General features: G+C 41.8%; 29 protein-coding genes. 28 read left to right on the top strand and 1 reads right to left on the bottom strand.

Features of this window, described 5'->3' with window-relative positions; all coding sequences use genetic code 11:
* The 11 genes from hisC (at window position 1) to ypjB (ending at window position 10,012) form a co-directional block, all read left to right on the top strand.
* Window positions 1-1,098 carry a histidinol-phosphate transaminase gene (hisC, locus tag C6W21_RS06195; RefSeq protein WP_106050216.1) on the top strand — a complete coding sequence of 366 codons (1,098 nt, stop codon included), beginning with the start codon at window positions 1-3 and terminating at the stop codon, window positions 1,096-1,098.
* A gap of 115 nt (window positions 1,099-1,213) precedes the next feature.
* Window positions 1,214-2,329, top strand: a complete 1,116-nt coding sequence (locus C6W21_RS06190; protein ID WP_106050215.1) for a prephenate dehydrogenase — start codon at window positions 1,214-1,216, stop codon at window positions 2,327-2,329.
* Between the two features lie 10 nt (window positions 2,330-2,339).
* Complete coding sequence (gene aroA / locus C6W21_RS06185) at window positions 2,340-3,626, top strand: 3-phosphoshikimate 1-carboxyvinyltransferase (RefSeq protein ID WP_106049660.1); 1,287 nt, start codon at window positions 2,340-2,342, stop codon at window positions 3,624-3,626.
* A gap of 290 nt (window positions 3,627-3,916) precedes the next feature.
* Complete coding sequence (locus C6W21_RS06180; protein WP_106049659.1) at window positions 3,917-5,188, top strand: tetratricopeptide repeat protein; 1,272 nt, start codon at window positions 3,917-3,919, stop codon at window positions 5,186-5,188.
* A gap of 75 nt (window positions 5,189-5,263) precedes the next feature.
* Window positions 5,264-5,803 carry a ReoY family proteolytic degradation factor gene (locus tag C6W21_RS06175; protein WP_106049658.1) on the top strand — a complete coding sequence of 180 codons (540 nt, stop codon included), beginning with the start codon at window positions 5,264-5,266 and terminating at the stop codon, window positions 5,801-5,803.
* Window positions 5,804-5,864: 61 nt separating this feature from the next.
* Window positions 5,865-6,311, top strand: a complete 447-nt coding sequence (locus C6W21_RS06170; protein ID WP_106049657.1) for a YpiF family protein — start codon at window positions 5,865-5,867, stop codon at window positions 6,309-6,311.
* Window positions 6,312-6,455: 144 nt separating this feature from the next.
* Window positions 6,456-6,962, top strand: coding sequence for a ubiquinol-cytochrome c reductase iron-sulfur subunit (locus tag C6W21_RS06165; protein WP_007500911.1), 507 nt, complete (start codon window positions 6,456-6,458; stop codon window positions 6,960-6,962).
* A gap of 2 nt (window positions 6,963-6,964) precedes the next feature.
* Window positions 6,965-7,639 carry a menaquinol-cytochrome c reductase cytochrome b subunit gene (qcrB, locus tag C6W21_RS06160; RefSeq protein WP_003215804.1) on the top strand — a complete coding sequence of 225 codons (675 nt, stop codon included), beginning with the start codon at window positions 6,965-6,967 and terminating at the stop codon, window positions 7,637-7,639.
* Window positions 7,640-7,681: 42 nt separating this feature from the next.
* Entirely contained in the window at window positions 7,682-8,449 is a 768-nt protein-coding gene (locus C6W21_RS06155; protein ID WP_106049656.1) for a menaquinol-cytochrome c reductase cytochrome b/c subunit, read from the top strand.
* A gap of 100 nt (window positions 8,450-8,549) precedes the next feature.
* Entirely contained in the window at window positions 8,550-9,143 is a 594-nt protein-coding gene (gene lhaT, locus C6W21_RS06150) for a lipoprotein heptaprenylglyceryl N-acetyltransferase LhaT (RefSeq protein ID WP_106049655.1), read from the top strand.
* 65 nt (window positions 9,144-9,208) lie between these two features.
* Window positions 9,209-10,012, top strand: coding sequence for a sporulation protein YpjB (gene ypjB, locus C6W21_RS06145; protein WP_106049654.1), 804 nt, complete (start codon window positions 9,209-9,211; stop codon window positions 10,010-10,012).
* 31 nt (window positions 10,013-10,043) lie between these two features.
* Here the strand turns inward: ypjB and C6W21_RS06140 are convergent, their stop codons facing one another.
* The gene (locus C6W21_RS06140; protein ID WP_106049653.1) at window positions 10,044-10,916 is read right to left on the bottom strand and encodes a YitT family protein; all 873 of its coding nucleotides are present in this window, start codon (window positions 10,914-10,916) and stop codon (window positions 10,044-10,046) included.
* A gap of 137 nt (window positions 10,917-11,053) precedes the next feature.
* Here C6W21_RS06140 and C6W21_RS06135 point away from each other — a divergent pair, with 137 nt between their 5' ends.
* The 17 genes from C6W21_RS06135 (at window position 11,054) to C6W21_RS06055 (ending at window position 26,006) form a co-directional block, all read left to right on the top strand.
* Window positions 11,054-11,389, top strand: a complete 336-nt coding sequence (locus C6W21_RS06135; RefSeq protein WP_003215805.1) for a nucleotide pyrophosphohydrolase — start codon at window positions 11,054-11,056, stop codon at window positions 11,387-11,389.
* Between the two features lie 5 nt (window positions 11,390-11,394).
* Complete coding sequence (dapB, locus tag C6W21_RS06130; RefSeq protein ID WP_106049652.1) at window positions 11,395-12,198, top strand: 4-hydroxy-tetrahydrodipicolinate reductase; 804 nt, start codon at window positions 11,395-11,397, stop codon at window positions 12,196-12,198.
* 17 nt (window positions 12,199-12,215) lie between these two features.
* The gene (gene mgsA / locus C6W21_RS06125; RefSeq protein ID WP_106049651.1) at window positions 12,216-12,635 is read left to right on the top strand and encodes a methylglyoxal synthase; all 420 of its coding nucleotides are present in this window, start codon (window positions 12,216-12,218) and stop codon (window positions 12,633-12,635) included.
* The gene (gene bshB1 / locus C6W21_RS06120) at window positions 12,622-13,326 is read left to right on the top strand and encodes a bacillithiol biosynthesis deacetylase BshB1 (protein ID WP_106049650.1); all 705 of its coding nucleotides are present in this window, start codon (window positions 12,622-12,624) and stop codon (window positions 13,324-13,326) included. Before mgsA ends, bshB1 begins: the two co-directional genes overlap by 14 nt.
* 2 nt (window positions 13,327-13,328) lie before the next feature.
* Complete coding sequence (gene bshA, locus C6W21_RS06115) at window positions 13,329-14,474, top strand: N-acetyl-alpha-D-glucosaminyl L-malate synthase BshA (protein ID WP_106049649.1); 1,146 nt, start codon at window positions 13,329-13,331, stop codon at window positions 14,472-14,474.
* Complete coding sequence (locus tag C6W21_RS06110; protein ID WP_106049648.1) at window positions 14,467-15,669, top strand: CCA tRNA nucleotidyltransferase; 1,203 nt, start codon at window positions 14,467-14,469, stop codon at window positions 15,667-15,669. Before bshA ends, C6W21_RS06110 begins: the two co-directional genes overlap by 8 nt.
* The gene (locus tag C6W21_RS06105) at window positions 15,642-16,625 is read left to right on the top strand and encodes a biotin--[acetyl-CoA-carboxylase] ligase (protein WP_106049647.1); all 984 of its coding nucleotides are present in this window, start codon (window positions 15,642-15,644) and stop codon (window positions 16,623-16,625) included. Before C6W21_RS06110 ends, C6W21_RS06105 begins: the two co-directional genes overlap by 28 nt.
* 198 nt (window positions 16,626-16,823) lie before the next feature.
* Window positions 16,824-17,663 (top strand): 3-methyl-2-oxobutanoate hydroxymethyltransferase, encoded by an 840-nt coding sequence (gene panB / locus C6W21_RS06100; protein WP_106049646.1) that lies wholly within the window; start codon window positions 16,824-16,826, stop codon window positions 17,661-17,663.
* Entirely contained in the window at window positions 17,660-18,526 is an 867-nt protein-coding gene (gene panC / locus C6W21_RS06095; RefSeq protein ID WP_106049645.1) for a pantoate--beta-alanine ligase, read from the top strand. Before panB ends, panC begins: the two co-directional genes overlap by 4 nt.
* Window positions 18,519-18,902 (top strand): aspartate 1-decarboxylase, encoded by a 384-nt coding sequence (gene panD, locus C6W21_RS06090; RefSeq protein ID WP_034620444.1) that lies wholly within the window; start codon window positions 18,519-18,521, stop codon window positions 18,900-18,902. Before panC ends, panD begins: the two co-directional genes overlap by 8 nt.
* A 113-nt stretch (window positions 18,903-19,015) precedes the next feature.
* The gene (gene dinG / locus C6W21_RS06085; protein WP_106049644.1) at window positions 19,016-21,808 is read left to right on the top strand and encodes an ATP-dependent DNA helicase DinG; all 2,793 of its coding nucleotides are present in this window, start codon (window positions 19,016-19,018) and stop codon (window positions 21,806-21,808) included.
* A 132-nt stretch (window positions 21,809-21,940) separates the two neighbouring features.
* A complete protein-coding gene (locus C6W21_RS06080; protein WP_008344594.1) occupies window positions 21,941-22,111 on the top strand; it encodes a YpmA family protein in 171 nt (56 codons plus the stop codon).
* A gap of 12 nt (window positions 22,112-22,123) precedes the next feature.
* On the top strand, window positions 22,124-22,609 hold the full coding sequence (tseB, locus tag C6W21_RS06075) for a cell wall elongation/penicillin-binding protein regulator TseB (RefSeq protein ID WP_106049643.1): 486 nt from the start codon (window positions 22,124-22,126) through the stop codon (window positions 22,607-22,609).
* Between the two features lie 115 nt (window positions 22,610-22,724).
* Window positions 22,725-24,017, top strand: a complete 1,293-nt coding sequence (asnS, locus tag C6W21_RS06070; protein WP_106050214.1) for an asparagine--tRNA ligase — start codon at window positions 22,725-22,727, stop codon at window positions 24,015-24,017.
* 98 nt (window positions 24,018-24,115) lie between these two features.
* A complete protein-coding gene (locus C6W21_RS06065; RefSeq protein ID WP_106049642.1) occupies window positions 24,116-24,820 on the top strand; it encodes a DnaD domain-containing protein in 705 nt (234 codons plus the stop codon).
* A gap of 17 nt (window positions 24,821-24,837) precedes the next feature.
* A complete protein-coding gene (gene nth / locus C6W21_RS06060; RefSeq protein WP_034661035.1) occupies window positions 24,838-25,500 on the top strand; it encodes an endonuclease III in 663 nt (220 codons plus the stop codon).
* Complete coding sequence (locus tag C6W21_RS06055) at window positions 25,497-26,006, top strand: YpoC family protein (protein ID WP_106049641.1); 510 nt, start codon at window positions 25,497-25,499, stop codon at window positions 26,004-26,006. Before nth ends, C6W21_RS06055 begins: the two co-directional genes overlap by 4 nt.
* The last annotated feature ends 27 nt before the right edge of the window (window positions 26,007-26,033 follow it).

Raw genomic sequence — 26,033 nt, 5'->3', positions numbered from 1 at the left:
TTGCAAATCAAAGATCAATTAAAACAACTAAAACCGTATCAACCTGGGAAACCAATTGAAGAGGTCAAAAAAGAATATCAATTAGACAAAATTGTGAAATTGGCTTCAAATGAAAACCCTTTTGGATGTTCCGCGCATGCAAGAGAGGCGATACAAGCTGAGCTCGAACATTTAGCGATCTATCCAGATGGATACAGCGCAAGTTTAAGAACGGAGCTTGCTGAGTTTCTTCAAGTAAATGAAAAACAATTAATATTCGGGAATGGCTCAGATGAACTTGTGCAAATTATTGCTAGGGCATTCCTTGACCAACATACAAATACCGTCATCCCGGCTCCATCTTTTCCGCAATACCGTCACAATGCCGTCATTGAGCAGGCAGAGATTCGAGAGGTGCCGCTTTTAGACGGAGGAGCTCACGATCTGAAGGGTATGCTGGATGCGATTGATGAGAACACGAAGGTCGTCTGGGTATGCAACCCGAATAACCCGACGGGAAATCATTTGTCAGAATCTGAGCTTGTGGCGTTTTTAGACCAAGTACCAGCTCATGTGCTTGTTGTACTAGATGAAGCATATGTCGAATACGTTCGTGCGGAAGACTTTCCGAACAGCTTAACTTTATTACACTCCTATCAAAATGTCATCGTACTCCGAACGTTTTCAAAAGCGTATGGACTGGCTGCGCTTCGAGTAGGCTATGGCATTGCGTCGGAAGAGTTGATTACTGCGATTGAACCAGCAAGAGAGCCGTTCAATACAAGTCGTATCGCTCAGGCAGCTGCGCGTGCAGCGATAAAAGATCAGGACTTCATTCAATCATGCAGACAGAAAAATGAAGCAGGTCTCAAGCAATATCAAGAATTTGCTGACCGTTTTGGACTATTTATTTATCCGTCTCAAACAAACTTCGTGCTGATTGATTTTAAAAGAGAAGCAGATGAATTATTCAATGCATTATTGAAAAAAGGCTACATTGTTCGTTCTGGTAAAGCACTTGGTTTTCCGACTTCTTTACGTATTACGGTCGGAACAATGGAGCAAAATGCAGAAATTCTAAGTACACTTGCCGATTTAATGCAAGGCATTCGTGCGTAGCATAACCTGAAAGTCATATCCTAAGGCAGGATATGGCTTTCATTGTACCAACCTCATATACATATAAGCTGTTGAAATGGCTTTTTTAATTTTTGCGAAAAAACAGGTGATGAACATGAATGATGCAAACGAAACAATATTAATCGCTGGACTTGGTTTAATTGGAGGTTCCATCGCACTGTCGATTAAAAAAGAGTATCCCCATAAAAAAATTATAGGATTCGATGTGTCCAAAGAACAAATGGTTGCGGCAACAAAGCTGGGTATCATTGATTTAGCAGCTGATTCATTTGCGGCAGGTTTGGATGAATCTGCGACTATTATTTTGGCAACACCAGTTCAGCAAACAGTTAAGATGCTTCGTGATATTGCAAACTCTGGAATTGAGAGAGAGCTCACAATTACCGATGTTGGCAGCACAAAGCAAAAGGTCGTCCATTTTGCTGAAAAAACGCTTCCTAAGCACTACCAATTTATTGGTGGACATCCGATGGCAGGCTCTCATAAGTCAGGTGTCATTGCAGCGAAAGACTTTTTATTTGAAAATGCATTCTACATTTTAACGCCGGCAAAGGAAACAAATCGCCAGGCTGTTGATCGTTTGAAGGACTTGTTAAAGGGGACAAATGCTCATTTCATTGAGATGACCCCAGAAGAACATGATGGTGTAACAAGTGTGATTAGTCATTTCCCTCATATTGTTGCAGCCAGCCTTGTGCATCAAGCACATCATTTTGAAGAACAATTCCCACTTGTCAAACGGTTTGCTGCTGGAGGCTTTCGTGACATTACACGTATTGCTTCAAGCAATCCTGCAATGTGGCGAGATATCCTTCTGCACAACAAAAACAAGATTTTAGACCGGTTTCATGAATGGAAAAAAGAGATCGACCGCATTGAGGCCTTTGTACAGCAAGAAGACGCTGAAGGCTTGTTCTCTTATTTTCAAGAGGCAAAGGAATATCGCGATGGACTTCCTCTGAGGAAAAAAGGTGCCATTCCTGCTTTTTATGACCTTTATGTGGATGTTCCAGATCACCCTGGGGTCATTTCGGAGATTACAGGGCATTTAGCAAATGAGAACATCAGTATTACGAATATCCGTATTATTGAAACGCGGGAAGACATTAATGGGATTTTGCGCATTAGTTTTCAAACAGACGACGACCGGAAGCGTGCAGAGATCTGTATAAAAAATAGAGCGAATTACGATACATTTTATGCTGACTGAGGTGACAAACATGAAAATTCATAAAAATGCTCCTATGAATGGAGTTATTCATATTCCAGGTGATAAATCCATTTCTCATAGATCAGTGATGTTTGGTGCAATTGCTGATGGGACTACAGTGGTGAAAAACTTTCTTCCTGGAGCCGATTGTTTAAGTACGATTGATTGCTTTAGAAAGATGGGCGTTGAAATTGAACAAAAAGGGACAGATGTTGTGATCCATGGGAAGGGACTGAAAGAGCTCAAGGAGCCGTCTGACGTCCTTGATGTTGGGAATTCTGGTACAACCATTCGATTAATGATGGGAATATTAGCTGGCTGTGAGTTTCACAGTACACTGATCGGTGATGAGAGTATTGCTAAAAGACCAATGCAACGAGTAACAGGTCCACTTAAACAACTGGGAGCTAAAATAGATGGCAGAGCAAATGGTGAGTATACGCCACTGTCTATTCGTGGCGGTCATTTAAAAGGTATCTCATATGAGTCTCCGGTGGCAAGCGCCCAAATTAAGTCCGCTGTCCTTTTAGCAGGGCTTCAAGCAGAGGGAACAACAACATTAACTGAACCGCATAAATCAAGAGATCATACAGAAAGAATGCTCTCTATGTTTGGTGTAAAACTAGACGAAGATGAACAAAGTGTTTCCATTGAAGGCGGTCAAACATTAAAAGCAACAGATATATTTGTTCCTGGAGACATTTCTTCAGCTGCATTTTTCCTTGTGGCTGGATCTATTGTTCCTAACAGCCGGATTGTGTTAAAAAATGTCGGGCTAAACAAAACAAGAACGGGTATTATTGATGTACTGAAACAAATGGGTGCGAATCTTGAGATCAAAGAAGTAGATGCAAAAGATGGAGAACCGTATGGTGATTTAACGATTTCTACCTCTTCATTAAAAGGGATTGAAATTTCTGGTGATATGATTTCAAGACTCATCGACGAAATTCCGGTTATAGCGCTTCTAGCGACACAAGCAGAAGGAACTACGATTATTAAAGATGCTGCTGAGTTAAAAGTAAAAGAGACCAATCGAATTGATACAGTCGTGTCAGAACTTAAAAAACTCGGTGCTGATATTGAAGCAACAGATGATGGTATGAAGATTCATGGTAAAACCACACTTCAAGGCGGCGCTGTCGTGTCAAGCTACGGAGATCACCGAATCGGTATGATGCTGGGGATTGCTGCTTGCATCACAAAGCAAGCTATTGAGATTGAAGATACAGATGCTGTTCGTGTATCATACCCGAATTTCTTTGAACACATTGAATACTTAACCAAAACAGTCTGAGGATGTCCTCAGGCTTTTTCTATCCTTATGCATATTTGTAAGGAATATAGCATAGCTTGTCTCAAGATGAAACCTGGGAAAAAATCATTTTATCCGATAAAAAAATGAATTTCAGGTACTTTCAGTTTACAAAACTTCCGTTTCGTAAAGGATGAAATGAAAAACAGTCTTTAAAACACAAAAATGGGTTCATTTTAAAAGTGCAACATATTTGCTGGATGAGTACCTGTCGATTATGATATGAAGTAACAATAGTTTAGGTTTTTGGAAACAGAAAGGAACGGTTTGATTTGAATAGTTCATTACAAGAAGCCATAAAATTAGTTGAGGCGGGTGAGACTGAAAAAGGACTCCAAACACTTGCTCAGGCAGAAAAGCATTTGCATGATGAAGAAAAGGCGCAGGCAGCTCAGTTATATTATGATTGGGGAGATATCGATAAAGCACGGAATCTCATCAGTGATTTACATGATTTATATCCAGAGGAAACAGGGTTAACATGCTTTTATGCAGAGCTACTGATTGACTCTGATGAAGAAGAAAAGGCGATTTCGGTATTAGAGACGATTCCTGAAGATGATGATGCGTATCCAGAGAGTTTATTGTTAATGGCAGATTTGTATCAAATGCAAGGACTATTTGAAGTCAGTGAACAAAAGCTCTTAAAAGCGAAAGAACTGCTTCCAAATGAAGCCATCATTGATTTTGCGTTAGGTGAATTGTATTTTTCACAAGGTCTTTCAAAGAAAGCCGCTGACTATTTCTACAAAGTCGCAGATCAACAACATGAGGTTGGCGGCGTCAATGTTTACCAGAGACTCGCTGAATCACTCAGCACAGCTGGAGAATTTGAAGATGCGCTTGAATGGTACGAAAAGGCAGTAAAAGATCAAACAGACCCGAATACACTTTTTGGCTACGGATTTACAGCGATGAGGGCTGGCCGAACGAAAACAGCCATTCAGCAGCTTTCAGAACTAAAAGATATTGATCCGTCTTATTCGTCTCTTTATATGCCTTTAGCGAAAAGTTATGAGGAAGAAGGACTATATCACGAGGCTTTAGAGGTAGTAAAAGAGGGTATTAAAGTTGATGAGTATAACAAAGAATTATATTTATATGGTGCAAAGATTGACTTGAAAAATGGGGATTCAGAAGATGCGAAAAAGCTGCTTCAAGAAGCACTTGCTCTTGATCCGGGATATATTGAAGCGGTTCAAACATTGCTCGCGATCTATTTAAATGAAGAGCTTTTTGATGAAATACTGGATGTCATTAAAGAGGTTAAAAGCTTTGGGGAAGATGATCCAAAATGGAATTGGTATGCTGCATCTGCTTCTGTTGGACGAGAGGAATACAAGGAAGCAGCCGAGTACTTCAAGCTGGCTCTGCCTGATTTTGATGAGGAACGTGACTTTTTATATGAATACGCTTCGTTCCTTTTAGAAGAAGGCAGACAAAAAGAAGCATTGCCGCTATTACGCAAAGTTCTTCAGAAAGATGGCACGAATGAAGAAATCGAAGAAACGATTTTAAGAATTGAAGACGAAATTTCCTTATAGTTTGCAGGAATGAAGAACTGGTTTGTTGAATAATTCATGTATAGCAATTTAATTTACGATAGAGGAGGGAATAACATGCAGACCCCTGTTTCTGTCAATGAAAAGAAGGAATTCATCCGGTGGTTTTTAAACCATTATCAGTTAAAACGAAGAGAGTGTGTTTGGATATTAAATTATTTAATGAGTCACGACTCTTTGATGGAAAAGGTTCATTTTGTAGAGCAAGCAGAATTTTGCCCAAGGGGAATCATTATGTCAACACACTGTGTGGATGAAGTTCCCTTTAGATTTTATAAAGAAAACATCATGACGACAGATGCTGAAAAGTCATTTCATGATATTCGTTTGAATAAACAGCAAGATTTGTTTATTCAATTGAATTTCCGTTCTGCTTATCGTTCGCCGGAATATGCAGCTGTGCTTGAAACAAATCCTCATATTCCAAAGGATCTTTATGAGAACGAAAAAGATAAGGATCTTGCGAAGAAAGTGCTTGAACACTCGATCGCAACTTTCCAAAAAGAACGGCTTATGAAAGAGATAGATGAGGCACTTGACCGTCATGATCAAGAAACATTTAATAAGTTAGCAAAAGAATTAAGCCTATTGTCATAAACTGAACGAATAAGCCTTGCCCTATCCAGGCAGGGCTTATGTCATGAAAGAGGGGAAATTGATGAAGTTTCAAGCAGAGGATGCGGATCGCTTTTTGCAATCTAAAGATTACATTGATACCGCTATCATTCCAGTAGTTGGAATAGATGCGAATCAAATCAAACAAACCGTATCTTTAGGGGAGTTTACCATTCTTGTAGCAGAGGAACTTGAAAGGCAGCTGAAAGGGCGGGTCTTTCTTTTTCCACCACATACATATGTAGAAATCAATGATCGAAACCTAGATGACATCTTCACGATGAAGCAGTCGCTAGAAGATCATTTTCACCATGTCGTGTTGATCTCATCTGATCACCATTGGAAAGAGCATGCGGCGGTTAGTGAATCGCTATTTTTGTTAAAGCCGGTTCCGCTGGAGCATTTAAAGGTAGAATTAAAGCAAAAAATCATTCAAGACAGTGTAGAACAAATTTTGAACTTTTTGTTACAAAAGTGGAACCCTTCATAAAAACCCTTACATTTGCATTGTACAGAGCTTTTTAGGCTGTTGACCTTGTGAATAGATTGATATATTATGAGGGTGTCCTAGTTTTATGAAATTTTTTCTAATTCAGTTATAAAGTAGCTGACGACCTGAGGGGGGGAGAAAAAAATGAGCGAGAAGAGACATGGAGTGTCCAGGCGTCAATTTTTGAATTACACGTTGACCGGCGTGGGGGGATTTATGGCCGCTGGAATGCTCATGCCTATGGTTCGCTTTGCGCTTGACCCTGTGCTAAAAGGAACAGAGGATCAGGATATGGTTCAAGTTGTCAGTGTAGATGAACTGACGAAGGAACCGAAGCGCTTTGACTTTAAAATTGATCAAGTAGATGCATGGTATGAGTCAAAGGAATCTAGGTCAGCATGGGTGTACAAAGAAGGGGATGAAATTGTCGCTTTATCGCCAATCTGTAAACATTTAGGATGTACAGTGAACTGGAACAGTGATCCGAAAAATCCAAACAAATTTTTCTGCCCATGCCACTATGGGCTGTACGACAAGGATGGTACAAACGTACCCGGAACTCCACCGCTTGCACCGCTTGACCATTATAAGCAGCAAGTGAAGGACGGATACCTCTATCTTGGAAAAGCTGTGCCGAAAGGGGAAGGGTAACGATGCTTAACAAGATTTATGATTGGGTAGATGAGCGGCTAGACATTACACCAATATGGAGAGATATTGCGGATCATGAGGTGCCAGAGCATGTCAACCCAGCACATCATTTCTCCGCTTTTGTGTACTGTTTTGGCGGTTTAACGTTTTTTGTGACAGTCATTCAAGTCCTTTCGGGCATGTTTTTAACGATGTATTATGTGCCGGATATTAAAAATGCCTGGGAATCTGTCTATTATTTGCAAAATGAAGTGGCATTTGGTCAGATTGTCAGAGGGATGCACCACTGGGGTGCGAGTCTAGTCATTGTCATGATGTTTTTACATACGCTAAGGGTCTTTTTCCAAGGGGCGTATAAAAAGCCTAGAGAGCTGAACTGGATTGTTGGTGTGCTCATTTTCTTTGTGATGCTTGGACTTGGTTTTACAGGATATCTCTTGCCATGGGATATGAAGGCGCTATTTGCGACGAAGGTTGGTCTTCAAATTGCAGAAGCCACACCATTCATTGGAAAAGAGATCAAAACGCTACTTGCAGGTCATCCTGACATTGTAGGGGCACAAACGCTGACGAGATTTTTCGCTATCCATGTCTTTTTCTTGCCAGCGGCATTATTTGGGCTGATGGCTGCCCACTTTATTATGATTCGTAAGCAAGGAATTTCTGGACCGCTATAAAAAAGTTGCGTTTGATGAATGTTCAATGAGGAGGGGATGACTTTGCATAGGGGAAAAGGGATGAAGTTTGTCGGAGACTCCAGAGTTCCGGCAGAAAGAAAACCTAACATACCTAAAGACTATTCCGAATATCCGGGAAAGACAGAAGCCTTTTGGCCGAACTTTCTTTTAAAGGAATGGCTTGTAGGTGCCGTTTTTTTAATTGGATTTCTTGTCCTAACTGTGGTTCATGCACCTCCGCTTGAGCGGATGGCTGATCCAACAGATACAGGCTATATTCCGCTGCCAGACTGGTATTTCCTATTCTTGTACCAGTTATTAAAATATGAATTTGCTGCAGGAGGCTATACGGTAGTTGGCGCGATGATTATGCCTGGAATTGCGTTTGGTGCACTTTTGCTCGCACCATTTCTTGATTCTGGTCCTGAACGCAGACCGTATAGAAGACCGGTTGCAGTGGGGATGATGATCCTTGCAGTCGGCGCAGCAACATATTTAACGTGGGAGTCTGTTGCTACTCATGATTGGGAAGCAGCGGCGAAGCAAGGTGAAATTAAGAAAGAAGCAGAGATTGATACCTCAGCGGAAGAGTATAAAATTTATCAGGAGCAGACATGTATCTCCTGTCACGGGGATAACATGCAGGGCGGAGCAGCCGGGCCATCACTTGTTGACAACGGTCTTGCACCTGAAGAGATAGCTAAAATCGCTGTTGAAGGAAAAGGCAACATGCCTAAGGGTATCTTTAAAGGCAGCGATGAAGAACTTGAAAAGCTTTCTAAATATTTATCTGAGGTCAAATCTAAATAATTCAGTTGTTTAAATGCAAGTACAAGGATATACTCAAAAGAGAAAAAGCTGGCGCTGTCAGCTTTTTTCTGATTTTAACAGATCGTGAGTGAAGAGACGTATGAGATGGATTCAATATCTTCTAGCCACGCGCTACATGCTTGTGCTAGTCCTGATGATCAATTTCCTTGGCACTGTGTACGGCTACTATTGGTATATTCCGCAGCTTGTAGAGACGCCGGCAATCTTTTTAGCTTTTGTTCCAGACAGCCCAACGGCAAGCTTTTTCTTTTTATTTGTACTACTTGCGTTTTTGATGAAACGAAACGCTCCTTATTTTGAAGCACTTGCCCTTGTGACCTTGATTAAGTACGGGTTATGGGCTGTAGGAATGAATATCTTTGTGCTTTTATCTGTTGATGACTTTCCATGGGAAGGATACATGCTGATTGGGTCTCACTTTGCGATGGCGGTTCAAGCCGTATTGTTTGCACCATATTATCGTTTTAAAATGCGTCATTTGGTGGTAGCTGGCATATGGATTTTACATAACGATGTGATTGATTATGTATTTGGTATGATGCCGCGTTATTCTATGCTGTCTGCCTATTCAAACGAGATCGGCTATGTCACGTTTTGGTTAAGTATTGCCGTTCTTTTTGTTTCGTATTATCTCGTCCTATCGAAAAAATCGGTCAAGCTTGAACTCCCTTAACAATATTGGTCTAACCTTGTCCTTTTCTTCATACGCTGTATGGAGAAGGGCTAGGAGGGACTTGCATGAAACGAAAGCCAATCGCGATGATTCTATTATTTTTTCTCGTATTACAGCCATCTGTTGCCAAAGGCGAGGAAACAGCCGCTAGCGTGCTGCAAGAATTAACGGAACTATCAGATTCAATCTTTCAATTAACGAGACAAGCTAAATATGATGAGGCGTTACAGGTCGCATTGTATGTTGAAAAGACATTTAAAGCTGAGAATTGGCGTGGAACTCTGACAAATACGCAGATTCGGCAAATTACACTTGGCTATCAAGATATCATAAAAGGGCTGCCGCAGGAAGAATTGAATGAGCGCGAAAAGCTTCGTTATGCCTCTCAGTTTAGAATGCTGCTCGATGCGATCCAGTCAGACACTGAGCCTCTTTGGGGTTCGCTGGAGAAGCCCATTATGGGGTCTTTTCCTACTCTGAAAAAAGAAGTGAAGGATCCAGAGTCGACGACGTTTTATGAAACTTGGAATGAGCTGGTTTCTTTATACGATATGATCTATCCGAGTTTAACCATTGATGTTTCCCCTGAAAAGCTGCAAACGATTAAGCAGCATATGGAAGTGATTGAGCAAGGTGAATTTTTAAAAGCTTCAAGTGGGACAAAGCTTGAGCGTCTCACAAAGCTCGAAGAGGATTTATCGAGTGTGTTTGCCCACGTCGATCAAGATGAGGCTGACCCATCGCTTTTATGGGTCATTTTAACAACAGGGAGTATCATTTTATTAACGTTAACGTATGTTGGGTTTCGGAAATACCGTGCTGAAAAAGAGAAGAAGCAAAAGCGACAAGCTGATTATCCGAAATCATAAAAAAAGAAGCACCATTTTTGGGCTTCTTTTTTTAATGCCGATTAAGCGGCTTTTTGTGTTCATCTAATGTGAAGCCTTCTCCAAGCACATCATGCACGTCACTGACGGAGACAAACGCATGGGGATCGACTGAGGTCACGACGCTTTTGAGATGGACAAGCTCGTTTTTCGGGACGACGCAATAAAGGACGTTGCGCTCCTGTTTTGTATAGGAACCGACCCCTTTTAAAATGGTCACACCGCGTTCCATTTCCTCTGTGATTTTCTTTTGAATGATGTCATCTTTTTCAGAGATAATCATGGCGCCTTTGGCTGCGTAAGCGCCTTCTTGCATGAAGTCAATGACCTTCGCAGCAACAAACACTGCGACGAGTGTATACATGGCTTCTTTGTAATTTAAATAGGTAAGAGAAATCGTAATGACGCATGCGTCGAAGATGAACATTGTTCGTCCCATGGCCACCTGATAATGCTTGTTGATGAGTCTTGCGATGATGTCCACGCCGCCGGTTGTACCGCCGAACTTAAAGATGATTCCGAGGCCTGTTCCGATAAACACACCAGCAAAGAGCGCGGCTAAGGCCAAATCGTGCTGGAGAGGCATATGTATTTGAAAGCGCTGGAAGATGGCAAGAAAGACAGAAAGACTGACTGTTCCTACAATTGTATAAGTAAACATGGTTCTGCCGAGCATTTTCCAGCCGATAAAAAAGATCGGAATGTTTAAGACAAGGTTTGAAATGGATGGATCAATGTGGAATAGAAAATATAAAAGCAGTGTAATACCTGTAAATCCGCCTTCCGCCAAATTGTTCTGCATATTAAAATGAACAAGACCGAAAGAAAAAATCGCAGATCCTATTAAAATAAATACGATATTTTTAAGACGAATTTCTTTTAGCAAGAGACCACTCCTTTTTTTGCTTAGACAGCGATAATATTATATGGTATGGGAGAGAAACAAGCAAACTGAGTTTTAAACATTTGTCAAATATTTATGATTTCGCTAACATGTAAGAGATAGATAGGAGGATGAGCTTCATGACGAATGAAAAAACGCTGCGTCACGTGCAGCAAGAAGTAGATGATTACATAGGACAATTTAAAGAAGGCTATTTCAGCCCGCTTGCCATGATGGCCCGTCTGACAGAAGAATTAGGCGAGCTAGCAAGAGAGGTTAACCATTACTATGGAGAAAAGCCGAAAAAAACAACGGAAACAGAAAAAAGCATGGAAGAAGAAATTGGCGATGTTTTGTTTGTCTTAACATGCCTCGCTAATTCACTAGATATTTCACTAGAGGAAGCACATGATCGTGTGATGCATAAATTCAATACAAGAGACAAAGACCGCTGGACGAAAAAAGAAGGGAAGTAGAGACGATGACGAACCAAAACATCAAAGTAGTAATCGCTGGAGCAAGAGGAAGAATGGGGATAGAGGCTGTGAAGCTGGCAGAAGAAACGAGCCATTTTGAGCTGGTGGCTGCCCTTGATCACGCGCACGAAGGAAAAAAATTATCTGATGTGATTCATACGACATCTGAGGCGCCAATTTATACAGATATTGATGTGTGCCTTTCAGAGACAGCACCTGATGTATTAATTGATTTGACGACACCAGAAATCGGGAAAGTACATACAAAAAAGGCACTTGAACATGGCGTCCGTCCAGTCGTAGGAACCACCGGATTTTCTGAAGCTGACCTCAAAGAGCTTCAGCAATTAACAGAAGAAAAGGGCATAGGCTGTATTATTGCGCCAAACTTTGCTATCGGTGCGGTCTTAATGATGAAGTTTGCCAAAATGGCAGCGAATTATTTTCCTGACGTTGAAATCATTGAGCTTCACCACGATAAAAAACTAGATGCTCCGAGCGGTACAGGGTTAAAAACAGCTGAAATGATTGCAGAAGTCAGAGAAAGCAAAAAGCAAGGACATCCAGAAGAGAAAGAATTAATTGAAGGTGCACGAGGCGCAGATTATGACGGTATCCGTCTGCACAGCGTAAGACTTCCGGGTATGATTGCACATCAAGAAGTACTGTTTGGAATGGACGGACAGACGCTCACCATTCGTCATGATTCTTATAACCGTGCATCATTTATGTCAGGTGTGAAGCTTTCAGTTGAACAGGTCATGCACATTGATCAGCTCGTCTATGGTTTAGAAAATATCATTGACTAATAAGGAGTGGATTCCTGATGAACATTGCTTTAATCGCTCACGATAAGAAAAAAAGTGACATGATCCAATTTGCCATTGCGTACCGTGATATTTTGGCAGATCATACACTTTACGCAACAGGGACAACAGGTTTGAGAGTGAAAGAAGCGACGGGGCTTCCCATTCATCGTTTTCAGTCAGGACCACTTGGAGGAGATCAGCAGATTGGTGCTTTAATTGCTGATAATGCAATGGATCTTGTGCTCTTTTTTAGAGACCCGCTTACCGCGCAGCCGCATGAACCGGATGTATCTGCACTCATTCGGCTTTGTGATGTATATACGATCCCGCTAGCCACCAATATGGGGACCGCTGAAATTTTAGTCAGGAATTTAAATAAAGGCACGTTTGAATTTCGAGATGTAGCAAAAAACGGAGGAACAAATGAAACGACTTGATATCCTTGCATTCGGTGCCCACAGCGATGATGTTGAGATCGGTATGGGCGGAACGATTGCAAAATACGTAAAAAAAGGGGCGTGTGTCGGGATTTGCGACTTGACCCAAGCTGAATTATCTTCGAATGGAACGGTAGAGAGCCGTAAAGAGGAAGCAAAAGCTGCTGCCGCCATTTTAGGTGTGTCAACGCGAATCCAGCTCACACTGCCAGACAGAGGACTTTATCTAAATGACGAAGCGATGAAGAACATTGCAGGCGTGATTCGTACATATAAACCGAAACTGATTTTTGCTCCGCATCACCAAGATCGGCATCCAGATCATGGTCATGCGGGCTCACTTGTAGAAGAGGCTGCTTTTTCGGCAGGTATACATAAATTTGAAGATTCATACAAGCAGCCAGCGCATAAAATAAGTCAGATGTATTATTACATGATTAACGGCCATCATCGTCCAGATTTTGTGATTGATATTTCTGAGGAAATGCACCAAAAGATTGATAGCTTGCATGCGTATAAAAGCCAATTTGTGAAATCGGCGAATTCAGTTGAGACACCTCTTGTGAATGGTTATATTGATTTTGTCAAAATGAGAGAGTCTATGTATGGAAGGGAAGTCAATAAAGCTTATGCAGAAGGGTTTATCACAAAGAAACCACTTTTGATAGATGACGACTTACTTGGGAGGTAATTATGAAAAAACTGAAGGTCGGAATCACTTGTTATCCAAGTGTCGGCGGCTCGGGCATTATTGCTACGGAACTTGGAAAACGTTTAGCTGAAAAAGGGCACGATGTTCATTTCATTACCTCAAGTATTCCGTTTAGGCTCAATAAAGTGTATCCGAATATTTATTTTCACGAGGTGGATGTCAATCAATACGCTGTTTTTCAATATCCGCCTTATGACCTTGCATTAGCAAGTAAATTGGCAGAAGTCGCAAAACGAGAGAAGCTCGATATTATTCACGCGCATTATGCGGTTCCGCACGCCGTTTGTGCATTCTTAGCGAAGCAGATGACGGGACACTCTGTGAAAGTCGTCACGACGTTACACGGGACGGATATTACGGTATTAGGGTATGATCCATCACTAAAGGAAGTCATTCGATTTGCGATTGAATCTTCAGACCGGGTAACGGCGGTGTCGCATTCATTAGCTGCGCAGACGTACGATCTCATCAAACCAAATAAAAAGATCGAAACGATCCATAATTTTGTCGATGAACGGGTGTATTTGCGTGAAGATCACGAAATGCTAAAGACACATTATGGTCTTTTACCGGACGATAAGGTCGTCATCCATGTATCGAATTTTCGAAAGGTTAAACGGGTGCATGATGTCGTTCATGTGTTTAAAAAGATCTCAGAACAGGTGCAGGCAAAGCTACTGCTCATTGGTGACGGTCCTGAAAAATCGGTCGTATGCGAACTCGTGAAAAAACTGGGTCTGACAGACCGCGTGTTGTTTTTAGGAAAGCAAGAGAAAGTAGAAGAGCTGTATTCCATCAGTGATTTGAAGCTGCTTCTTTCTGAGAAAGAGAGCTTCGGACTTGTGCTTCTTGAGGCAATGGCATGCGGTGTCCCATGTATTGGAACTGATGTTGGCGGGATTCCAGAGGTCATTACACATGGAGAAACAGGTTTTCTTGTCCCGCTCGGCGATATAGACGCGTCAGCTAAATACGCAGTCTCTATACTCAAAGACAAAGCGCTCCATGAACAAGTGTCTGCGGCGGCCCAGTCTAGTGTTCAGGCCCATTTCTCTTCTGAAAAAATTGTGAATGAATATGAAGAGCTTTACCTAGAATTGATCGAAGGTGATGATGAAGATGAATGAACCATTCACACATGCGGTCCCTATTTTACATACACTGCACGAACATGGGCATCAGGCTTACTTTGTCGGCGGAGCAGTGAGAGATGTCCTTTTAGGCAGGGAAATCGGCGATATTGATATAGCAACTGATGCAACGCCTGATACGATCGAGTCTTTATTTGAAAAAACAGTTGATGTTGGCAAAGAGCATGGCACTGTCATTGTGTTACATGATGGGGTCAGCTATGAGGTGACGACGTTTCGAACTGAATCAGAATATGAAGATTTTCGCAGACCGAAAGAAGTGGCGTTTATCACATCCTTGAAGGAAGATCTTTTAAGAAGAGATTTAACAATCAATGCGATGGCCATGGATATAAATGGGGAGATCATTGACCATGTGGGGGGAAAAAAGGATATTGAGCGGAAACGAATTCAAACCGTAGGAGATCCTGCGTGCCGCTTTCAGGAAGATGCGCTTCGTATGATGAGAGCGGTCCGTTTTTTAAGCGAGCTTGGCTTTGAGCTCGCTCCTGAGACGGCTGAAGCGATGAAAAAAGATAAGCACCTGCTTGCCAACATATCGGTTGAACGCAAAAAGATTGAAATGGAGAAGCTTTTAAAGGGCCGCTATTGTAAGCAGGCGATTAATGTGCTCATTTCAACCAAATTGCATGAAGAATTGCCAGGTCTCAAAAAGGATCGTCTGCAAGCATCCTTTCAAGCATTTCCGTATTATTTACTGGATGGACTGGAAGAAGTATGGGGGGCTGTTATCCATTTGCTTGGCTTAGATAAAGCGGAGGCTGTGCTCTTCTTAAAAGAATGGAAGCTGTCAACAAAGCTTTTGAAAGACGCGGTGGCCATTAGCCAATTCGTCGATTGTAACTGGGATGCGGAGAAGATGTTTGAGGCTGGTGAACACGTGCTCTTATCTAGCTTGAAGATCTCACAGCTAAAACATGAGCGCCGCATTTTCTTTGACGAGCTGGAGGCAGCGAAGCGTTCTTATGATGCACTGCCGATTAAAACGCTTCAAGACCTCGCTGTTTCAGGAAAAGATTTAATGGCCTTTCGGCAAAAGACATCAGGAAAATGGATCGCAGAAGAGCTTGATTTGGTGAAAAAAGCCGTTCTGCAAAATCATTTAGAAAACCGAAAAGAAGCCATAGAGGAGTGGCTTACAGCATGCGATCAGCAATTAGAAAACGATTAATTGAACTATTTACAGCATCTAGCCAGGATTTTGTTTCGAGTCAGCAAATATGTGATGAGCTTGGCTGTTCTCGAACGGCTGTCTGGAAGCATATAGAGGACCTCAGAAAAGAGGGCTATGAGGTAGAAGCCGTCAGAAGAAAGGGATATCGCCTGCTACGTAAACCGGACAAAATTAGTGAGGACGAAATTCTGTTTGGTCTAGAAACAGAGAGCTTTGGCAGGCACATTTATTTTCAGAAAGAAGTCGCCTCCACCCAGCTGATTGCCCATGATCTTGTAAATGAAGGTGCGCCCCACGGCACGCTCGTTGTCAGTGATCATCAGACAAACGGGAAAGGCCGCCTTCAAAGAATGTGGCATTCACCAAATGGGACAGGCATCTGGATGAGTCTCATTCTACGGCCTGAAATTCCGCTGCACAAAGCGCCGCAGATGACGCTTTTAGCATCTGTAGCCATCGCAGAAGCCATTGCAGAGCAAACAGGACTTAGTCCATCCATTAAATGGCCAAATGATATTTTGTTAAACGGGAAAAAGGTCGTTGGCATTTTAACTGAATTAAAAGCAGAGGCGGACCAGGTTCATGCGGTGATTATTGGTCCGGGCATTAATGTGAACCAAACGGCTGATGACTTTCCGGAGGAACTAAAGGATGTCGCCACGAGCCTGCGAGTGGAACTGAATGAAAAAGTGGACCGTGCTGCGCTCATACAACAGATCATGTCCACCTTTGAAAAAAGGTATGACGATTATATGAAGCATGGATTTACACCGATTAAACAATTATGGGAATCGTTTGCGATGACGATCGGTCAGCATATTGTTGCCCGCACCGTCAATGGGCAATACACTGGAAAAGCGCTCGGAATCAATGAAGAAGGTGTTTTATTGCTTGAAACGGAGGAGGGTATCCAAAAAATCTACTCCGCAGACATCGAGATAAAGTCAACTTAGGTGGAACACCCGGCGCATTTTTGATATACTTCGTGTGGGCAGTATCTGAAAAAGAGCTGTACCTGTTAGAAACAAAAATTTGATAAATTTCTGCCTTGATCCTAAGGGACTTGGACAGAGGGATGATTCGCCGCGCATGAGAGATCAAAACATGTGATGTGAGGCAAGCCATCTCCTCTCCAGAATGAGGAGGAACAAATGAAGACAAAGCTAGATTTTTTCAAAATGAAAGAACAAAACGAACCGATTGTGATGCTGACAGCATACGACTATCCATCTGCAAAGCAAGCGGAAAAAGCGGAAGTCGACATGATCTTAGTTGGTGATTCACTTGGGATGGTTGTACTTGGACTCGATTCGACAGTACAAGTCACGATGGATGATATGATTCATCACACAAAAGCAGTGAAAAGAGGCGCAAAAGACACATTTATTGTGACGGATATGCCATTTATGTCTTACCATTATTCATTAGCAGAAACAATGAAAAACGCAGCACGCATCATGCAAGAAAGCGGTGCGGATGCCTTAAAGCTAGAAGGCGGAGATGGCGTATTTGAATCCATTCAAGCGCTCACAAGAGGCGGGATTCCTGTCGTCAGTCATTTAGGCCTCACACCTCAGTCAGTTGGTGTACTTGGCGGGTATAAAGTGCAAGGAAAAGACCACGAAAGTGCGCAGAAATTGATTGAAGACAGCTTGAAATGTGAGGAAGCTGGTGCGATTGCACTTGTGCTTGAATGCGTACCTGGTGAACTGACAAAACGAATTACCGACATGCTGAAGATTCCTGTCATCGGGATTGGTGCAGGAGCTGAGGCAGACGGACAAGTTCTCGTTTACCATGATGTGGCAGGATACGGGGTGTCTAGAACACCTAAGTTTGTAAAACAATACGCGCAAATTGATACTGTACTAGAAGAAGCGCTTATTCAATATACGAAAGAAGTAAAAGCACGCACATTTCCAGAAGACAAGCATACATTTCATATCAAAGAAGAAGTCCTTGATGGTTTATATGGGGGTATGAAAAAATGAACGTTGTCACCCATATTCACGAGTTGAAGGAATGGATCAAGCAGCATCAAGAAAAACAGCATTCCATCGGCTTCGTCCCAACGATGGGCTTTCTTCATGAAGGACATCTGACGCTCGCGAAAGAAGCAAGGGATCAAAATGACATTGTGGTAATGAGCATTTTTGTCAATCCTTTGCAATTTGGACCGAACGAAGACTTTGACTCCTATCCAAGGGATATGGATAGAGATCAGCGCCTTGCAGAAGAAGCAGGAGTGGATATTTTATTTACACCTGATGTGAAAGAAATGTATCCAAATGAACCATCTATTACGATGACGGTTCAAAAGCGGACTGATGTCTTATGCGGGAAAAAACGTCCGGGACATTTCGACGGCGTTGTGACTGTGCTTACAAAGCTATTTCATCTTGTAGCCCCAACAAATGTATACTTTGGTCTAAAGGATGCACAGCAAGTCGCTGTGATCGATGCGATGATCAAGGATTTCTTCTTTGATCTTCACCTTGTCTCTGTGCCAACAGTTCGAGAAGAAGACGGTTTAGCGAAAAGTTCAAGAAATGTGTACTTGTCTGAAAAAGAAAGACAAGAAGCACCTGCTTTGTACCACGCATTGAAAAAAGGACAGTCAGCGGTTGAAAAAGGTGAACGTGACGTCAGTCGTATTGATCAGTTGGTAGAAGAGGAAATTCTTCAAACGAGCGGAGAAATCGATTATATTGAGATCTACTCCTATCCAGAGCTTGAGCCGCTCCAGCAGTTAGCAGGTCAAGTGATCATTGCGATTGCGGTGAAATTCTCACGGGCAAGACTGATTGATAATGTGATATTCCATGTTCCTGAAAGCGGTGAAAAGCATGTATAGAACCTTTATGACCTCTAAACTTCATAAAGCGACGGTAACAGAAGCAAACTTACATTATGTAGGAAGTATCACCATTGACGAAGATTTACTTGATGCGGCAGGCATGATGGCAAATGAGAAAGTACAAATTGTCAATAATCATAATGGCGCTAGACTTGAAACATATATTATTCCTGGTGAAAGAAAGAGCGGTGTCATTTGTCTAAATGGCGCGGCAGCAAGATTGGTTCAGCCGGGGGATGAAGTGATTATTATCGCTTATGGGATGCTCTCAGAAGAAGAAGCAAAGACACATACACCAAAAGTGGTCGTGTTAAATAAAGAAAATCAAATTGAACAAATGATTGGGCAAGAGCCTGCGAGAACGATTTTATAACGCACGCTGCAAGGAAACAGAACAGTTTCAAGAAAAGAAGCTGTTCTATTTCAGCTATTTTGCCCAGAGCGTGTTTCACTTCGAGTGAAACGAGGAATTGAGGTGTCCATTTTATGGCCGATCAAAGGTTTGTTGTCGTTGATATTGAAACCACCGGAAATTCACCCAAAAAGGGTGATAAAATCATTCAAATTGCTGCGGTGGTCATTGAAAATGGACAAATTGTCGAACGGTATTCAAAATATGTGAACCCGGGAAAAGCGATCCCTGGATTTATTGAACAGCTGACAGGCATTCAGCAGCACATGGTAGACAATGCAGTATTTTTTGAGGACATTGCCCAAGAGGTGTATGATCTTATTCAAGGCGCTTATTTTGTTGCGCATAATGTTCATTTTGACTTGAATTTTTTAAATGATGAACTAAAAGCATGCGGGAAAAATGAGCTGGATGTGCTAGCGATTGATACAGTTGAAATTTCTAGAATTCTTTATCCTGAGCTTGAAGGCTATAAGCTCACTGAATTAAGTGAAGAGCTCATGCTTCCACATGACCACCCGCACCGGGCGGATAGTGATGCGGAAGTTACTGCCATGTTATTTTTAACCTTATTACATCAATTAACACATACACCGCCAAATGTGCTAAAGCAGCTGCGCAGATTATCCTCTTATCTCTTAAGCGATATAGGACTTTTGATACAGCAGCTTGAAACGAGTCGTGCTAGCCGTGAAGATTCTTTGGTAGAAGTCGGCTCTTTTGCTGTAAAAGATGTCACCAATCCTGAAACGGATACGACAGATTCAGTAGGGGAAGACGATGAACAGCTGTTTGAGGAGATCAAAAAGAAGCTTCCACAAACAGTGGAAGGCTATGAAGTAAGAGAAGGCCAGCTCACGATGATGAATAAAGTGAGAGACGTGTTTCATGAAAGGGCCTATGCATTAATTGAAGCGGCACCAGGTATTGGGAAAACGCTGGCTTACCTCATACCAGCTGCTCTAGAGGCAAAGAAATCAGGAAAACCTGTCATTATTAGTACATATTCCATTCTTTTGCAGCAGCAAATGCTTCAGCGCGATGTGCCGATTTTAAAGCAATTGCTTCCGTTTGAGCCAGCTGCCTGTGTATTCAAAGGACGGGCGCATTATATTTGCTTAGATAAGTTTGAGCATGTGCTGCATGAGGAAGATGATAACTATGATGTGGTCTTAACGAAGGCGCAAATATTAATGTGGCTCCTTGTCACAGAAACGGGTGATTTATCTGAACTAAATTTACCGTCGGGAGCTGCCAATATAAAAGACCGTATTTCGTGTGTGCACATGCCGTTTACATCGAAAAAGCGCCGCTTTAAAGAATATTGCTTTTATGAGCGTGCCAAAAGAAGGGCCAAAACAGCCAATTTAATTTTAACGAATCATCGCCTGCTCTTATCACAAACGGAAGCAACGTCTATCTTTCAGCATGCAGACGTATATGTGATTGACGAGGCTCACCAATTTGAGAAAACAGCCAATGAAACACTAGGAGATAGTGCCTCGTATATCCAGCTTCATGCAAAATTAACGCAGCTTGGCTCCTTACAGGGCGGTCTTTTAAACAAGCTAAAAAAGAGATTTCACGGTGCCGGCTTAAAGACGGACACCTTTATCGAAATGGATGAGCATCTCAATCAGCTTCAAATGGAAAGTGACGCCTTCTTTAGTACCGTTCATTCTTTTGTCAAAAGGACAAAACCAAAAGCAGACATCAATCGTCTCATTCATAGAGTACGTCATCATTCGAAGCATGCGCAGTGGAAACGGATTAAAGAGACGGCAAGTAAGCTTTGTTCCTTGTTAATTGCTTGTGAAAAGCTGTATGAGCAGCAAAAAAGCGAGCTTCTTCAAAAAAGTGATCAGCTGACAGAACACTTTGCGTTTGAAGCAGAGGAATACGATCAAGTGATGTCGTTTATGCATACATTTTGCAGTACGCTGTACCGGTTTATTTTTGAACCGAAAAACGATGAAACGGTTTGGATTGAGATTGATGCAAAGGGTGCCAAAAATGCTGTCTTTATGCATGCACAGCCGCTAGATACTGGAGAGCTTTTAGCGGACCGATTTTTTATGAACAAAAAAAGTGTTGTTCTCACATCAGGGACACTCACAATCAATGGGCGCTTTGATTATTGCTTAGAACGATTTGGTCTGCAGGATTTTTATCCGCATCTTGTACAGATTGAGTCACCGTTTGAACTTGAAAAACAGCTCAAGGTGATTGTACCGGCTGATATGCCGCCGATTACGAACCGTGATGAGCGCGACTATGTAAAGCAAGCAGCACGGTACATTAAGATGATGGAAAAGCAGCATGAGGCGAAGATATTGGTGTTGTTTAATTCACATGAGATGTTAAAAGCAGTGTATGAAGAGCTGAAAACAGAAGGGATGCAAGCCGCCCTTTTTGCTCAAGGTCTGACGGGCGGGAGCCCTGTTAAATTAACGAAAATGTTCAAATTAGCAAAACATGCAATTTTACTTGGTACGGGTAGTTTTTGGGAAGGTGTCGATTTTCCTGGATCAGAGCTGACAACAGTCATTATGGCACGTCTCCCGTTCCGGCCGCCTGATTCACCGCTCATTGAAGCAAAATGTGATGCTGCTAAAAAACAGGGGAAGAATCCATTTAAAGCCGTTGCTCTCCCAGAAGCTGTGTTAACCTTTAAACAAGGTGCAGGACGCTTGCTGCGCTCTGAAAAAGACATAGGTACATTGCTGATTCTAGACCGCCGAGTGAAAACCGCTTCATATGGAAAGCTATTTTTAGAATCACTCCCTCATGCGCCAGTCCACGAGATGTCAAAAGAATCACTTGAGGCGTATATAGAGAAGCTCAACAACGAAAAGCCGCTGTCATAAGCGGCCTTTAGCTGGTGTGGGTTTGGAGTTAATTTATCGTAACGGCTTTTTGTGTTCCGTTGTAAAAATAGTATCGGTTTTCGCGCCGAAAAGTATGACTAACAATATTTACGTACCGAGGAGGAATTAGAAGTGGAAAGTAAAATAGAGGTACTTTCAACGGTTCAAATAAAGCATTCAGAGGACCTGTATAAAATTGTTGACTTATTGAACAGAACGCTTAAAAGAGAAGATCTCATGTTTGGATTGGCATTAGATCAAGAAGATCAAAATCAAGCGATATTTACAATATATCGCACATAGGGGAAGCTTGACATGAAAAAAATAGTCTGGATCATTTCATCCGTTGTGGCTCTTGCTTTGCTCATTGGCATCATCAGCTTTACGTGGATTTATCAGATTGCCATGGGACAAAAAGAACAAGGTCATGAGGCGGCGATTGAACGAGCAAAAAAACAAGCAAACATCGTACAAGTGGAGCAAGTGGAAACCTTTGTCGGGAAAGAAAAACAATTTATTGTTGAAGGGAAAAACAAACAAAATGAAACAACCTATGTTTGGGTACCTGCCAGCAAAAAAGCAAAAGTAATCGCAAAAAAAGCAAAAGAAGGCATTACCTCAAATCAAGCAGTACAAGCCGTTCAAAAGGAGAACACTGTATCTAAGCTAAAGGACGTTCAATTAGCAAGAGAAGGTGACGTACTCCTTTGGGAAGTGACGTACTTAAATGAAAACAATCAATACAGCTTCAGCTATGTCGACTTCTCGACAGGACACGTGGAAAAAAATGTAACGCCATAGTTTCTCCTGTCTTGCGTTGACCATGCTGATTTAGAACGGTTATAATAAAATGTATGAAAAAAGATTCACACCTGTCGAAAAGGTGAGCTTCTTTCTGGCTTTGGAGGGAATTATGTTGAAAACAACGATTAATCAAGTGTTCAAACATGTCGATGAAGATGTAACCATCGGCGCATGGATTGCCAATAAACGTTCAAGCGGTAAAATTGCATTCTTGCAGCTGCGTGACGGGACAGGCTTTATTCAAGGAGTCGTAGTAAAAGCAGAAGTGGAAGAGGAAGTCTTTAAGCTTGCGAAATCAGTCACTCAAGAAACATCTGTCTATGTGACAGGACAAGTGACAAAAGACGAGCGTTCTCCTCTTGGTTTTGAATTGCAAGTGAAATCCATTGAAGTGATTCACGAAGCAACTGACTACCCAATTACACCAAAAGAGCATGGAACAGAATTCTTAATGGATCACCGTCATTTATGGCTTCGTTCTAAAAAGCAGCATGCCATTATGAAAATTCGTAATGAAATTATTCGTGCTACATATGAATTCTTCCATCAAGAAGGCTTCGTGAAAGTAGATCCGCCAATTTTAACTGGAAGTGCACCTGAGGGCACAACGGAGCTGTTTGCGACGAAATATTTTGATGAAGATGCGTACCTTTCTCAAAGTGGACAGCTTTATATGGAAGCTGCGGCAATGGCACTCGGAAAAGTATTCTCATTTGGCCCAACATTTAGAGCTGAAAAATCTAAAACAAAACGTCATTTAATTGAGTTTTGGATGATCGAGCCTGAGATGGCTTTTGTCGAATTTAATGAAAACCTTGAGTATCAAGAAAATTATGTGACTCATGTTGTTCAAAGTGTACTTGAAAACTGTAAAGTTGAACTTCATACACTTGGCCGTGATACAGAAAAATTAGAAAACATCAAAGCACCATTCCCGCGCATCACTTACGATGAAGCGATTAAATTCTTGCAGGAAAAAGGCTTTGACGATATTGAATGGGGAGATGACTTCGGTGCGCCTCACGAAACAGCGATCGCCGAAAGCTACGATAAACCAGTATTTATCACTCATTACCCAACATCATTAAAACCATTTTATATGCAACCTGCACCGGATCGTGATGATGTTGTCCTTTGTGCAGACTTGATTGCACCAGAAGGCTACGGAGAGATCATTGGCGGTTCTGAGCGTGTGCATGATCTAGAGCTGCTTGAAGCAAGATTGAAAGAACATGGGCTAGATCAAGAAACTTACAAATGGTACACAGAATTAAGACAATACGGCTCTGTACCGCATTCAGGTTTTGGTCTTGGACTTGAACGTACAGTTGCTTGGATTAGTGGAGCGCCGCATGTGCGTGAAACCATTCCTTTCCCAAGATTATTAAACCGTTTATATCCTTAAGACGTGAAAGCCTCCAACATATGGAGGCTTTTTCAAACGTTTTTTGGAGGGGCACGTGAAATAAAACGTGATATACTTAAAGTGAAGAGGTGTATCCGATGAATAGGCAGCAATTTATTAATATGCAGCAAATGGGTTCGACCAGTTTGCCTAATTTGCTGATTGCTCATTATGAGCAGTTAGGACTGAATGAATCACAATTAATGGTGATGCTTAAGATTAAAATGAATGAAGAACAAGGTGTGTTCTTTCAAACATTTGAAGAGCTGTCCCATGGCATGACCATTTCAGCTGAAGAGTGTGCGTATATGGTTCAGCATTTAATTCAAAAAGGATTTATTTCGATTCAGCCGTTTGAGGACGGGTCTGGTATTCAGCATGACCGTTACTCAGTTGAGCCCTTATGGGGCGTACTGTATGACTTTTTAGAAGCAAAACAAGCGAAGGAAGGTCAAAAGCTTCATGTGCAGGCTGAAAAGTCTTTATATGCTTTATTTGAAGATGAATTCGGCAGACCGCTGTCTCCTCTTGAAGGAGAAACACTCTCAATCTGGATGGATCAAGACCATCATGATGCTGAAATGATTCGCCTAGCGTTAAGAGAAGCGGTTTTATCAGGAAAATTAAATTTCCGTTATATCGACCGAATTCTGTTTGAGTGGAAAAAGAAAGGGCTGAAAACAGCGGAAGAAGCAAAAGAGCATAGCCAGCATTTCCGTTCTCAGCAAAAAGCGCCACCTTCAAAAGAAGAGACGTCAACATATAAGCGACAAGTTCCTTTTTATAATTGGCTGGAACAATAACCAATAAAGGAGAAGTCATGTTATCAAAAAAACAAATTAATGAATGTTTAGATATTATAGGAGATATGTTTCCAGAGGCTGAGTGTGAGCTTGTTCATTCCAATCCATTTGAACTTGTAATCGCTGTAGCACTCTCTGCGCAGTGTACAGACGTGCTTGTCAACAAAGTCACTAAAACGTTATTTCAAAAATATCAAACACCAGAAGACTATTTAAGTGTACCGCTTGAAGAATTGCAGCAAGATATACGTTCGATTGGCCTTTATCGAAATAAAGCCAAAAACATTCAAAAGTTGAGCAAAATGCTGATTGAAGAATATGGCGGCGAAGTACCAAAGGATCGGGACGAGCTTGTGAAGCTTCCTGGCGTGGGCCGGAAAACAGCAAATGTCGTCGTTTCGGTCGCTTTTGGGGTGCCGGCAATTGCAGTAGATACACATGTAGAACGTGTCAGCAAGCGACTGGGAATCTGCCGCTGGAAGGATTCTGTTCTCGAAGTAGAGCAAACTTTAATGAAAAAGGTGCCAGAAGAAGATTGGTCTGTGACGCATCACCGCCTAATCTTTTTTGGCAGATATCACTGTAAGGCGCAGCGGCCGCAGTGCGAGTCTTGTCCGCTTCTTGATATGTGTAGAGAAGGGCAGAAGAGGCTGAAAAAAGGATTGGTGAAGCTGGCATGAGCGGGGCAGCTGTTTTTACCTCATATGTCGAAAAGCTAAAAGGGAAAAAGGTAGAAATGAAAGGCGATCGAGTGGACATACTTAGAGATCATCCACTTGCATATGATCTATCATCAAATCTATTAACAGATGAGCTTCCATGGCAGAAAACAGAAGAGTTTGTTCCTGTGATGTTCGAACTGTGGAATGAATTAAAAGAAAAAATGCTTCCTCGTTTTCAAACAAGAAAGTCCCGGTGTGAAGAAGACGATATGCTGCAAGGTATTGTCAGTATGATTGCGATGTTTTACTGGATCAAAGGGGAGAGACTTCAAACGCTTGAATGGGAACATATTAAGCAAGAGACATTTCCTGTTGCTCCAATTAATTGGAAAGAACGGATAGAGTTCATTTTGCTAAAACCAACTCAATATCATTGCTTTATTCAACTGGACGAGCTATACACGGAACTAAAAAAGCAGTATGGAAAACATGAAGCACTTAAAAAGATCAGACAAAACCGTTAAAAAAAGCACTTGCCATATGGGCAAGTG

It is taken from the genome of Bacillus sp. NMCN1 (assembly GCF_002998085.1).
Lineage (GTDB): Bacteria > Bacillota > Bacilli > Bacillales > Bacillaceae > Bacillus.
Note: the sequence above shows the minus strand (reverse complement) of the source record. Positions and strands in the feature narration are given on the sequence as shown.